The organism is Ruegeria sp. CDSA079 (assembly GCF_059612245.1).
This window is the reverse complement of record NZ_JBXWQF010000002.1, coordinates 159,993-172,768: the sequence shown is the minus strand read 5'-3', so window position 1 is coordinate 172,768 and position 12,776 is coordinate 159,993. Positions and strand designations below refer to the sequence as shown.

Sequence of the window (12,776 nt, the reverse complement as noted above, 5' to 3'; positions counted from 1 at the left end):
GCTAATTTGTGAAATTTCATGTGCTTGCTTCTGAGGTAGCCCATCCTCAGATGCGTGTCTATCGATGCGACATACTGGTCTTTTGCCATTTTGGGTCAAAAGCGGTAGGACATGGCCCAGAAGCGACGTGGCCCCGGTCTTGTCGCCACTTATGAGGGCATAACATGCGCTGGATAGATGTACCGCCAGTTTGGTTGATCGCCTTTGCTGTGGCGGCCTGGATGCAGGCAAAGTACCTGTCGTTCGGATTGTCCCTTGAAAGTGGTTTTACCAATCTGCTCAGCGGCGTGCTGATCGGTGGCGGGATCTTGATGGCAGTTCTGGCCGTGGTCGAATTCCGCCGTCACCAGACAACCGTAATTCCCCATGAAACACCATCGTCGATGGTCCAGTCGGGCATCTACAAGCGGAGCCGAAATCCGATCTATGTGGGTGACGTTCTGATTTTGGCCGGTCTTGTGCTGCGGTTTGACGCCGTGTTGTCTTTGGTTCTTGTACCAGTCTTTGTCTGGGTGCTGGAACGCCGGTTCATCCTGCCGGAAGAAAACCGCCTGCGCCGAACATTCCGGGCTGACTTTGCCCGCTATGAGCGTAAGACCCGGCGATGGATCTAGTGATGCTCTTTATGATTTCACATAAAAAATGCTGCACTTGCGAAATAATATTGCGCAGGATACATCTTTGCTTAACAAAGAATACCGACCACCCGCTCAGACAGAGTAAGAATTAGGGGGACTGCCAGTGAAGATAGGCACGCCAAAAGAAAGACTGGACGGTGAGAACCGGGTTGCGATGACACCTGAGTCTGCCGTGCAATTGCAGAAACTGGGCTATGACTGCCTGATCGAAAAAGGGGCAGGTGCTGCTGCGGGCTTTTCGGATGCTACCTATGAAGCCGCAGGTGTCGAGGTCGTAAAGACGGCAGCGTCGCTGTGGAAGGCTGCCGACATCGTCGCCAAGGTGCGCATTCCGACTGAAACTGAGATGAAGCGTCTGACCAAGGGTAAGACACTGATTTCATTCTTCAATCCTGCGGGCAACGAAGAAGGAATGGAGCTGGCAAAGTCCAAGGGTGCCAACGTCATCGCCATGGAAATGGTGCCACGTATTTCACGCGCGCAGAAGATGGACGCGCTTTCTTCGATGGCAAATATCGCGGGCTATCGCGCGGTTATCGAAGCAGGCAACAACTTTGGCCGCTTTTTCACCGGTCAGGTAACGGCTGCCGGTAAAGTGCCGCCTGCCAAGGTGCTGATTGTGGGCGCGGGTGTGGCTGGCTTGGCCGCCATCGGAACCTCGACCTCGCTGGGTGCGATCACCTATGCGTTCGACGTGCGCCCCGAAGTGGCCGAACAGGTCGAATCGATGGGCGCCGAGTTCGTCTATCTGGATTTCGAGGAAGACCAGCAGGACGGAGCGGCCACCGGCGGCTATGCCTCGGTCCAGTCCGAGGAATTCCGCAACGCGCAGCTGGCCAAGTTCCGCGAACTTGCTCCGGAAATAGACATCGTAATCACCACCGCGCTGATCCCGAACCGCGAAGCGCCTGAGCTTTGGACCAAGGATATGGTCGAGAGCATGAAGCCGGGTTCGGTCATCGTTGACCTTGCAGCGGAAAAAGGCGGCAACTGCAAGCTGACTGTCGCGGATGAGAAGATCGTGACCGATAATGGCGTGACCATCATCGGCTATACCGACTTCCCCAGCCGGATGGCAGCGCAATCTTCGTCGCTTTATGCCACCAACATCCGTCACATGATGACCGACCTGACGCCTGAAAAGGACGGTCAGATCAATCACGACATGGAAGATGACGTGATCCGCGGCTCGACCGTGACGCATGAGGGTGAGATCACCTTCCCGCCGCCACCACCCAAGGTGCAGGCGATTGCGGCGCAGAAGAAGCCCGAGGTCAAGGAATTGACCCCGGAAGAGAAAAAAGCGCAAGAGATTGCAGCCTTCAAGGCGCAGACCAAGCAGCAGTTCACCTTGCTGGGGGTGGGCGGTGTGCTGATGCTGCTGGTGGGGCTAATTGCTCCGGCCAGCTTCATGCAGCACTTCATCGTCTTCGTACTGGCCATCTTTGTGGGCTTCCAGGTGATCTGGAACGTCTCACATTCGCTGCACACACCGCTGATGGCGATCACCAATGCGATCTCGTCGATTATCATCGTCGGGGCCTTGATGCAGATCGGGTCGGGATCGTTCCTGGTCATTCTGCTGGCGGCGCTGTCCGTCTTCATGGCCGGGATCAACATCTTCGGCGGCTTCCTCGTAACCCGGCGCATGCTCGCCATGTTCCAGAAATCTTAAGGAGGCCGGGCACATGGATTATGGCTTCACTACTGCCGCATACGTTGTTGCGGCTGTCCTTTTCATCCTTTCGCTCGGCGGTCTGTCGAACCAGGAAAGCGCGAAACGCGCGGTCTGGTACGGCATCGTCGGTATGGCACTGGCGGTCTTCGCCACACTTGTTGGCCCCGGTTCCGGTCTGTGGCTGCTGTCGTTGCTGCTGATCGCGGGCGGCGGCCTGATCGGTCAATATGTGGCGCAGCGCGTCCAGATGACCGAGATGCCGCAACTGGTCGCTGCGATGCACTCGCTGGTTGGTCTGGCGGCTGTGTTTGTGGGTTTCAACGCGCATTTCGAGATCGGCAACGTGGCGCAGGTCATGGCAATCGCGGATTCCGCGAAAGAGGCTGATCTGCATGATCTGGGCGCTTTTGCCAAGCTGATTGCCAAGAAGACACCGGCGGAACTGGCAATCCTGCACGTGGAACTGTTCCTGGGCATTTTCATCGGTGCGATTACCTTTACAGGCTCGGTTGTGGCCTATGGCAAGCTGGCGGGCAAAGTGACGTCGGTGGCGACCAAACTGCCCGGTGGCCATGCGCTGAACGCCACGGCTGCGGGTCTCTCGCTGATCTGCCTGGTCTGGTACACTTCGACCGGCGGCTTCTTCCCGCTTTTCCTGATGACCTTGGCGGCGCTGTTTATTGGCTATCACCTGATCATGGGTATCGGCGGTGCTGACATGCCGGTGGTTGTGTCTATGCTGAACAGCTATTCGGGCTGGGCGGCTGCGGCGATCGGTTTCTCGCTGGGCAACGACCTGCTGATTGTGGTCGGTGCGCTTGTGGGTTCGTCGGGTGCGATCCTGTCCTACATCATGTGTAAGGCGATGAACCGGCATTTCGTCAGCGTGATCCTGGGTGGCTTTGGCGGCCCGCAAGGCGAGCAGATGGCCGTTGAGGGTGAACAGATCGCAATCGAGGCTGATGGCGTCGCTGCGGCTCTGAATGACGCCGACAGCATTGTCATCATCCCCGGCTACGGTATGGCCGTGGCTCAGGCGCAGCAGTCAGTCAGCGAACTGGTCCGCAAGCTGCGCGCCAAGGGCAAGAACGTTCGTTTTGCAATCCACCCTGTTGCCGGTCGTCTTCCAGGACATATGAACGTTCTGCTGGCCGAGGCCAAGGTGCCGTATGACATCGTTCTGGAAATGGACGAGATCAACGAGGACTTCCCGGACACGGATGTGGCCATCGTCATTGGTTCCAACGACATCGTGAACCCAGCGGCGCAGGAAGACCCAAACAGCCCCATTGCTGGAATGCCGGTTCTGGAATGCTGGAAGGCAAAGCAAGTGTTCGTATCGAAACGCGGCCAGGGCACCGGTTATTCAGGCATCGAAAATCCGCTGTTCTTCAAAGAGAACACTCGCATGTTCTATGGCGATGCCAAAGCATCGTTGGACAAGCTTTTGCCGATGATCGATTGAGCCAGTAGCTGTAATCAAATTGCAAAGGGCGCCTGAGGGCGCCCTTTTCTTTTGTACTGGAGGAGGCTTTGCCTCCTGACCTCCAGGATATTTTTAGCCAGATGAAGCCGTAGCACGTGGTATGATTGGGTGATGGATCAGGAGGTCGATGATGCAGAAGGTGAATGGAATAGGCGGTGTGTTCTTTCGGGCAAAGGACCCACAGGCGTTAAGCGCTTGGTATCAGACTCACTTAGGTGTCAATCACTACGATCCCGCACCTTGGAAGCAGCGTGAAGGTTATACGGTATTTGCCCCGTTTGCGCAGGATACCGAGTATTTCGGGCGGGCAGATCAACAGTGGATGATCAATTTCCGTGTTGATGATCTGGCTGCGATGATAGCGCAGTTGCAGGCTTCGGGAATCAGGGTCGAAACCAATCCGGACTGGAACAGTGAGGTTGGGAAATTTGCCCGCATCCATGATCCGGAAGGCAATCCCATTGAGCTGTGGCAGCCAAATCAATGAGATAGCAGATTTGTATACCATTGTATCCCTGTAAGTATATGAAATAAAAAGAGAATTGATGTAAATCCTTTGTGTCGTATAGTGCGCGGGATGAGGCGGAGCACTGAATGACACCGATAGATGACCATCCCCTTCGCTATGCGTTGGCCAATGAGTTGCACGCGCGACCGTTCCCGGTCGCATCAATGCCCTGTACGGTGACCTTTCTGGCGATCAAGAAACCGGAAGCTGCCGTCGCCCGTGATAGGCGTGAGGATTTGGCCCATTTGATCAACCTTCTGGATCGCCATGGTGCACAGCATCCGCAGCCTGATGCCACACATTACGCCGGTCAGATCGGTAGACATTGGCTGAAATGGGAGCAACACACAGAGTTTGTCACCTATACTGCAATCGCGCAGAACGTGAGCGACCGCGCGTTCAACCCGGCCGATTTCGAAGTCTTTCCGCCGGATTGGCTGATGGCCAGCCCGGGGCAAAGGGTCACGTCTGTGATGGTTCGCGTGATAGAACGTGAAAGTGACGATGCGATCAAATCCAAATTGCTGGATTGGTTCGAGCCTGAAAGCCTGGCTGTGGCCAGGGTGTTGGATGATGCCGCCGTGTGCGCGAGCGATTTTCGTATTGATCCGGCAGGTCACATGCGCTTTGCAATGTTTGTGGCCGAGGGGACGGGTCGGCGTCGGACGGGGCGGGTTCTCCAGCGCCTCTGCGAGATTGAGACTTACAAGGCGATGTCCATGTTGGGTTTCGCGCGCGTTAAGCAACTGATGCCGCGTATCGGAGAATTGGACGGGCAGCTGACCCAGTTGATGGGGCAAATGACCGACAACACGGCCCAGCCTGACGCGCTTCTGAACGATCTCTTGTCGACCTCGATTGAACTCGAAACTTTGTCAGCCCGGTGTTCGTTCCGGTTCGGAGCAACGGGTGCATACGAAGCTATCGTTAACCAGCGGATTGAAGTGCTGCGCGAAGAGCGGTTCCAGGGCGGTCAGAACTTTGCCGATTTCATGATGCGGCGCTATGACCCTGCGATCCGTACCGTAAAATCCACCGAACGCCGTCTTCAGGCATTGTCCGACCGGGCCATCCGTGCGGGCGAGTTGTTGCGGACCAGGGTGGACGTGGAGCGCAGTGAGCAGAACCAGGCGCTGTTGGAAAGCATGGACCGTCGGGCCGATCTGGCCTTGCGGCTGCAACATACGGTCGAGGGGCTTTCTGTTGTTGCCATCAGTTACTACGCGGTTTCTCTGGTGAGCTATCTTCTGTATCCGCTGACGGCTTCGGGCATCAGCAAAGGTATGTTGACAGCGGCGGTTACAATCCCCGTTGTGGCCGGAGTATGGTTCGCAATCCGACGGATCCGTAAGCGGCTTGGTTGAGCGTCAATTGCCAAATCTTGCTGGACCTGTAGAACAGGGGCGTTTGGCGAGCGGCATGAGGGTTTTCGGTGACTACCATATTTGCAGCATGGCGGGCTGTTGCCGCCATGTTTATCCTCAACGGAGCTCTGTTCGGTATCTGGGCGTCGCGCATTCCGGCCATGCGCGACCAATTGGATCTGTCGCATGAGGCGTTGGGCTACGGGCTCTTGTTCATGGCGGCAGGTGCAGTCTGTTCGTTCCCCATTACAGGGCGGTTGACGGACAGCTTTGGTGCGGTTTCGATCACCCGCGTCATTGCCGTTCTTTACACGCTGTCGCTGATCTTGCTTGCCTTGGCTGGAGGGTTCTGGGGGCTTGCAGCCTTCTTGTTTGTCTTTGGTGCCTTCCACGGATCCATGGACGTTGCGATGAACGCCTGGGCGGCCGAAGTCGAGCAGGCATACGACAAGCCCGTGATGTCGTCGTTTCATGCGATGTGGAGCCTTGGGGCCGGACTTGGCGCGATCAGCGGATACCTCGCGGTGCAATTGGGGCTGACCGTTCTTGTGCATTTCCTTGTGGCAGGGGGAATCGTTGTCGGTCTCGCTTTGGCAATGTCCAGGGTGCGTTGGACGTCAAAAAGATCGGAAGGAGCACGCGGAAAGGTTTTTGCGCTGCCATCCGGGGTGTTGGTTCTGGTTGGGTTTACAGCCCTGTGCGGCGCGTTGGGCGAAGGGGCCGTTGCAGATTGGAGTGCGATCTTTCTACGTGACATAACGGACGCAACTGAAAGCGTTGCGGCTCTGGGCTACGCAGTCTTTTCTGTGGCCATGGTGGCGTGCCGCCTTGGGGGGGCCATCGTGATTACTCGGTTCGGTCCCGTTTCTACAGCCCGTTTCGGGGGCATTTGCGCCGCGCTGGGTGTATTCGGAGTGGTTTCAGCGGCGACACCGCTGCCTGCACTGGCGGGCTTTGCTCTGATGGGGGCGGGGTATGCCGTGATCATGCCATTGGCGTTCAGCCGTGCGGCGGGCGATCCGGACGTTCCGCCGGGGCGGGCCATCGCAAGTGTCGCAACGCTGGGATATGGGGGGTTGCTGATCGGCCCGCCGTTGATCGGGTTTCTGGCCGAGTTGTTTGGCCTGCGTCTGGCGTTCTCGGTGTTGTTGCCGTTGGCAATTCTGATCGTTTTGTCAGCCGGCGCGCTGAGGCGCGCCGGCTGAGTTTGACTTAACGTCCGCGAATACGCGGATCCAGCGCGTCGCGCAGGCCATCGCCCAGATAGTTGACGCTGAGAACGGTCAACGAGATTGCCAGGCCGGGCCAGAACACGCGCTCGGGGTATTGCTGCAGGTAGTCGACCCCATCGAACAGCAAGCGCCCCCAGGTTGGGAAGTCGGGTGGGAAACCCAGCCCAAGGAAGGACAGCGCGCTTTCGGTGATGATCGCCGTGGCAATCCCCAGCGTCGCCGACACCATGATCGGGGACAGCACGTTGGGTAGAATGTGCCGCGTGATGATCTGCGAGTTACTGGTACCGATGGACCGGGCGGCCAGAACGAATTCACGCTCTTTAATGGCCAATACGTCGCCACGCACGATCCGTGCCGTGGGCATCCACGATGTAATGCCAATGGCGCAGACGATCAGGATGAATATCCCGCGCTCAAGCCCGAATGCTGCGGACAGAGGCTCGCGGAACAGCAGCATCATGACCAGCAGCAGGGGCAGCAGGGGCAGGGCCAGAAACAGATCGGTCAGGCGCATAAGCGGCCCGTCCAGCCGTCTGAAAAACCCGGCCAGAACCCCGATGAACGAACCCAGAAACAGCGCCAGCAGCATCGCGGTGATACCCACGGAAACCGAGGTCTGCCCGCCTGACATCATGCGTGCCAGAATGTCCCGGCCCAGTTGGTCGGTGCCGAACGGGTGCGACCAGCTTGGGCCCTGATTGCGCGAGCGGATGTCGATCTGCGTCGGATCAATGCTCCAGAGATATGGCCCCAGATAGACACCTGCAACGATGAAGAAGAACAGGATCGCCCCCAGCATCGCGCCCTTGTGGGTCTTGAACTGATCCCACACATCGCGCCATTGGCTGCGGGGTGGGGTTGCCAGCTCTTCCATCACATCCGCCGTCGGCAGAGCGGTAGAGGCCGGGGCTAGTCCTTCATCCGGGATCAGCGTGTCTGATTTGTCATGATCAGTCATAGCGAATCCTCGGGTCCAGAATGCCGTAGAGAACGTCGGCGATCAGGTTGAACAGCACGATCAGCACGGCAAAGATGAAGGTCAGTGTTTGCACCATCGGCAGGTCGTTGGCCTGAATTGCGCCGATCAACAACTGACCGATGCCGTTCACTTTGAACACCTGCTCGGTGATGATGGCGCCACCAAAGATGGCCGGGATACCCAGCGCAATAACGGTAACCACCGGGATCATCGAGTTGCGCAGGACATGGACCATAACCACGGTGTATTCGCTGAGCCCCTTGGCGCGCGCAGTGCGGACGTAATCTTGGTTGAGATTGTCCAGCATCGAGGCGCGCATGAACCGGCTGAGCTGCGCGGTGATCTGCAAGGCCAGAACCATGACCGGCATAATCATCTGCTTTAGTTGCAGCATAAAGCTGTCCCAGCTGTTCACCACAAGAGTGGTATCATAGATCGACGGAAACCAACCCAGTTGCACTGAGAAGATCACGATCACCAGAACGCCCGAGAAGAAGGGCGGGACCGAGAAGCCGACCATAGACACGAATGTGCCCATCTGGTCGAACCAGGAATACTGGCGGTAGGCCGAATAGATACCGATCGGCAGCGCGATCAGGATGGCAACGATATAGGCGGTGCCGACAACCCACAGGGTCTGCGGGATACGCTGAACAACGATGTCCATGACCGGCGAACGGGTCTGCCAGGAAATCACGCGCAAGTCGCCTTCAGAGAAGGTGGTGCCGAACATTGCGTCGATCAGAACCTGCGGTTCAATCCAGAAGAACTGTACGATCCATTTCCAGAACCGGATATGCATCGGTTGGCCAAGGCCCAGGGCCTCGCGCATCTTCTCTTTGACTTCGGGGGGGACAGTGAGCGGAACCTGCGCCATCGGATCGCCGGGTGCGAGTTCGAGGAGCAGGAAGATGACGAGGCTGATGAACAGCAGTGTTGGAACGGCCAGCACCAGTCGTCTGATTGTAAAATTGAGCATTAAGAGGCGCCTTTATATGCGTCTTCTTGTTGGGGTGGTGTGCAAATGACCGCGCCCCGATAACGATCGGGGCGCGGCTTTGCAAGATCAGTTCTTAGGAACCGGTTTTGCGGTACCAGTCCGCAATGTTCCAAAGCTCGCTGTCCCAAACGTTCAGGACAACGCCACCCAAGGTGTTTGCGTGCGCCGACAGACGACCACGGTGAACCAGCGGGATCATGCCGCCGTTTTCAACCATGATGTCGTTCAGCTTTTTCGCGATCTCGGCGCGGGCTTCCAGACCGGCAGTTTCGGCCAGCTGACCATGCAGCTTGTCGAACTCTTCGTTGCAGAAGCGGCTGATGTTTTCACCCTGCCACTGTGTGTCGGGGCGAGGGGCTTTATCACACAGGCCGTTGCCCAGATAGGACTGCGGGTCGGTGCCGTTGAAGGTATTGGCGTACATCTCAACGTCCGCATAGAACTTCTGGAAGGTGTCAGGCGAACCCGGGTCACCACCAAAGAAGACCGACGCGTTGAGGTTGCGCAGCTCGGATTCGATTCCGATCTGGCTCCACCACTCTTTGACCAGTGCCTGGAAGTCCTGACGGACAGCGTTGGTCGAGGTCTGGTAGACGATTTTCAGAGGAACGCCGTCTTTTTCACGCACGCCGTCGCCGTCAGTGTCGACGATACCGGCATCATCCAGCAGTTTCTTCGCGCCTTCGATATCCTGTGTGTCGCAGGTCATCGATGTCGAGTTGAACGCAGCCGGAGCAGGAACCCAGTTACAGGTTACTTTACCTGCCTGACCATAGCCGATCTCAACCAGCAGCGGGCGGTCGATGGCCATGGACATGGCTTTGTAAACCGCAGGGTCTTGCAGGAACGGGTGCGGATGCGCAGCTGTCGAACGCTCACCCTCCGGCAGATCGGGCGACGGATTGGTCTGGTTCAGCATGATACGCTCGACCAGTGGACCGAAGCCAGCAACGGGTGTACCTTTGCCGCCTTCCTGCATCTGCGCGATCACTTCGGGTGCCAGTTGCAGGTTCCAGGCATAGTCAAACTCGCCTGTTTCCATGACCGCGCGGCCCGCAGCGGTTGCATCGCCGCCACCTTTGAAAGTCACGCTCGCAAAGGCCGGCTTGGCCGGATCGCGATAGTTGTCGTTGGCAGCGAAGGTGATCACGTCGTTGGGTTTGAACTCGGTGACGACAAACGGGCCGGTGCCAATCGGGTTGAAGTTCTGATTGGTGCACTCAGGTGCCTTCGCGCCCACACAATCGGCGAACTGAGCGGCTTGAATGATCGGGCTCTCACCACCTACGAAGGGGCCATAAGGGAAAGGAGTCGGAGCATCGAACGTGACTTTCACAGTCAGGTCGTCCACGGCCTCAATCGAGGTGACGCCTTCGAACTTTGTGACCTGCGCACAGCCACCTTCGGGGTGCATGCAGTAATCAGCGGTGAATTTCACGTCCGCCGAGGTGAAAGGTGAGCCATCCGACCAGGTGATTCCCGGAGCAATTTTCCAGGTGATCGAGGTCAGGTCTTCGCTGACGCCGCCGTTTTCAACAGTCGGGATTTCCGCCGCGAGGAACGGAACCATGTTGCCGTCTTGGTCATAGCGCGCGAGCGGTTCGATCACCAGCGACGCTGCTTCCACATCTTTTGTGCCGCCCGACAGGAATGGGTTCAGGATCGACGGGGCCTGCCAATAGATGATGCTGACATTGCCGTCCGACCCGCGCTCAGCAAAGGCCACCGGGGCCATTGCCGTGCTTGCAATCGCACCAAGCAAAAGGGTTTTGATTTTCATAGTTTACTCCCGAATTGGACACGTTTGTGTCTCGATTATTTCCGCAAGGCCTGCGGACTTGGCGTTGCTGCCTTGGGCAAGGTTTTGATCGATAACGATAATAGCTCTAACGTGTTTTAACGCGTGCTCTCCCCAAAGCAGTTACGATGGGTATCGAAACAGAACTTAAAAAAAATGCAAGTGGTGCCGTCGCGAAAATGTGTAATGGGTTTGACTTTTCCCGACAGCCCACCGTAGCGTTCGGCACTCAGAACAAAAATGACAACGTCAGGGGAGCGTGCGCGTGCTGGATCAGCCTATTGCACAAATCAAAAAACTGCGGGTGGAATTTCAGACCAAGGACGGCCCTGTCGTCGGCGTCGAGGACGTCTCGTTCGAGGTCAATCCGGGCGAAACTGTTTGTATCGTTGGCGAATCTGGCTCTGGAAAGTCTGTGTCATCGCTGTCTCTGATGCGGTTGGTCGAATTCGGCGGGGGCGAGATTGCGGGTGGCGAACTGTTGTTCGATCGCCGTGATGGCGAAGAGATGGACCTGTCCAATGCCGATCAGGATCTGATGAAACAGATTCGCGGAAACGAGATCGGGATGATCTTCCAGGAACCGATGACCGCCTTGAACCCCGTTTTCACCGTCGGACGTCAGTTGACCGAAGGGTTACGCATCCACAAGGACATGTCGAAATCCCAGGCCGAAGAACGGGCGCTGGAACTGTTGCGCCAAGTGCGGATCCCCGAACCCGAGCGCCGTTTGCAGCAATATCCGCACGAGCTGTCAGGTGGGATGCGTCAGCGTGTTGTCATTGCGATGGCCATGGCGTGCGAACCGCGTCTGTTGATCGCGGATGAACCTACCACAGCTCTAGACGTAACCATTCAGGCCGAGATTCTGGCTCTGATGGACCGGCTCAAGCGGGAAACCGGTACGGCGGTGATGTTCATCACCCATGACATGGCTGTGGTTGCGCAGATGGCGGACCGTGTGGTGGTCATGTTCCGCGGCAATAAGGTCGAAGAAGGCACAGTCAAAGAGATCTTTGAAAACCCGCGGCATGACTACACCAAGGCCCTGCTGGCAGCAGTTCCGAAATTGGGTGAAATGCAGGGTAAATCCGCGCCTGAGCCAATGAAACTGCTGGGTGTGGAAGGGCAGAACATCGCGCCGATCCCCGGGACTGAAGAGGTTCTGTTGACCGTCAAGAATCTGACGACGCGCTTTCCGGTCAAGGGCGGGCTGCTGCGACGCACGATTTCGAACGTTCATGCGGTCGAAGACGTGTCATTTACGCTGAACAAAGGTCAGACCCTTAGCCTTGTGGGTGAATCCGGTTGCGGCAAGTCTACGGCGGGGCGCTCGATCCTGCGGCTGGTCGAGCCGCTGTCGGGCGAAGTCAATCTGGATGGCGTCGACATCAAGAAACTGGATCCGTCCGGATTGCGCAAGGCGCGGCTGGACATGCAGATGATCTTCCAGGATCCGTTCGCCTCACTGAACCCGCAGATGCAGCTGGTGGACCAGGTGGCCGAGCCGATGCGCAATTATGGTGTTGCGTCTGGGTCGGAGCTACAGGACCGCGTGGCACAACTGTTCGACAAGGTGCAGTTGCCGCGCAGTTTCATGCGCCGCTTCCCGCATGAAATGTCGGGCGGTCAACGCCAGCGGATCGCGATTGCCCGGGCCTTGGCCCTGAACCCAAAGCTGATCATCGCGGATGAAGCGGTTTCCGCTCTCGACGTGTCGGTACAGGCGCAGGTGCTGAACCTGATGATGGAGCTGCAATCCGAACTGGGCCTGTCCTATCTGTTCATCAGCCACGATATGGCCGTTGTCGAACGGGTCAGCCATTATGTAGGGGTCATGTATCTGGGTCGCATCGTCGAACTTGGCCCGCGCGCTCGGGTATTCGAGAACCCGCAGCACGCCTATACGCAGGCGCTGATGAAGGCGGTTCCAATCGCGGATCCGAACAAGCGGAAATCGGAAAAGGACCTGAACTTCAAACCGATCCCGTCTCCGATCCATCCTGTCGGTCACATGCCGGAACCTTCTAAATATCGCGAGGTTGAGGCGGGTCACTTCATCTTGACGACGGACAGCGGATACTAATCCC

General features: G+C 57.3%; 10 protein-coding genes. 7 read left to right on the top strand and 3 right to left on the bottom strand.

All coding sequences use genetic code 11. The features are described from left to right. Positions 1-164 precede the first annotated feature (164 nt). From AC2FJZ_RS02955 to AC2FJZ_RS02930, 6 genes are all read left to right on the top strand, one after another. A complete protein-coding gene (locus tag AC2FJZ_RS02955) occupies positions 165-614 on the top strand; it encodes a methyltransferase family protein (protein ID WP_496776010.1) in 450 nt (149 codons plus the stop codon). A 127-nt stretch (positions 615-741) separates the two neighbouring features. Beyond that, complete coding sequence (locus AC2FJZ_RS02950) at positions 742-2,313, top strand: Re/Si-specific NAD(P)(+) transhydrogenase subunit alpha (RefSeq protein WP_496776009.1); 1,572 nt, start codon at positions 742-744, stop codon at positions 2,311-2,313. Between the two features lie 13 nt (positions 2,314-2,326). Beyond that, a complete protein-coding gene (locus AC2FJZ_RS02945) occupies positions 2,327-3,781 on the top strand; it encodes an NAD(P)(+) transhydrogenase (Re/Si-specific) subunit beta (protein ID WP_496776008.1) in 1,455 nt (484 codons plus the stop codon). A 151-nt stretch (positions 3,782-3,932) separates the two neighbouring features. Next, positions 3,933-4,289 (top strand): VOC family protein, encoded by a 357-nt coding sequence (locus AC2FJZ_RS02940; protein ID WP_496776007.1) that lies wholly within the window; start codon positions 3,933-3,935, stop codon positions 4,287-4,289. Positions 4,290-4,396: 107 nt separating this feature from the next. Then, positions 4,397-5,674, top strand: a complete 1,278-nt coding sequence (locus AC2FJZ_RS02935) for a DUF3422 family protein (RefSeq protein WP_496776006.1) — start codon at positions 4,397-4,399, stop codon at positions 5,672-5,674. 68 nt (positions 5,675-5,742) lie between these two features. Continuing rightward, complete coding sequence (locus AC2FJZ_RS02930; RefSeq protein WP_496776005.1) at positions 5,743-6,879, top strand: MFS transporter; 1,137 nt, start codon at positions 5,743-5,745, stop codon at positions 6,877-6,879. 7 nt (positions 6,880-6,886) lie between these two features. Here the strand turns inward: AC2FJZ_RS02930 and AC2FJZ_RS02925 are convergent, their stop codons facing one another. The 3 genes from AC2FJZ_RS02925 to AC2FJZ_RS02915 all read right to left on the bottom strand — a co-directional run bounded on the left by AC2FJZ_RS02925 (position 6,887) and on the right by AC2FJZ_RS02915 (position 10,668). Further along, positions 6,887-7,867 carry an ABC transporter permease gene (locus tag AC2FJZ_RS02925; protein WP_050602798.1) on the bottom strand — a complete coding sequence of 327 codons (981 nt, stop codon included), beginning with the start codon at positions 7,865-7,867 and terminating at the stop codon, positions 6,887-6,889. Then, the gene (locus AC2FJZ_RS02920) at positions 7,860-8,867 is read right to left on the bottom strand and encodes an ABC transporter permease (RefSeq protein ID WP_496667838.1); all 1,008 of its coding nucleotides are present in this window, start codon (positions 8,865-8,867) and stop codon (positions 7,860-7,862) included. Before AC2FJZ_RS02920 ends, AC2FJZ_RS02925 begins: the two co-directional genes overlap by 8 nt. Before the next feature lie 94 nt (positions 8,868-8,961). Beyond that, a complete protein-coding gene (locus tag AC2FJZ_RS02915) occupies positions 8,962-10,668 on the bottom strand; it encodes a peptide ABC transporter substrate-binding protein (protein ID WP_050602796.1) in 1,707 nt (568 codons plus the stop codon). A 283-nt stretch (positions 10,669-10,951) separates the two neighbouring features. Between AC2FJZ_RS02915 and AC2FJZ_RS02910 the strand changes: the two genes are divergently transcribed. Beyond that, positions 10,952-12,772 (top strand): ABC transporter ATP-binding protein, encoded by a 1,821-nt coding sequence (locus AC2FJZ_RS02910; protein ID WP_050603016.1) that lies wholly within the window; start codon positions 10,952-10,954, stop codon positions 12,770-12,772. Positions 12,773-12,776: the final 4 nt, after the last annotated feature.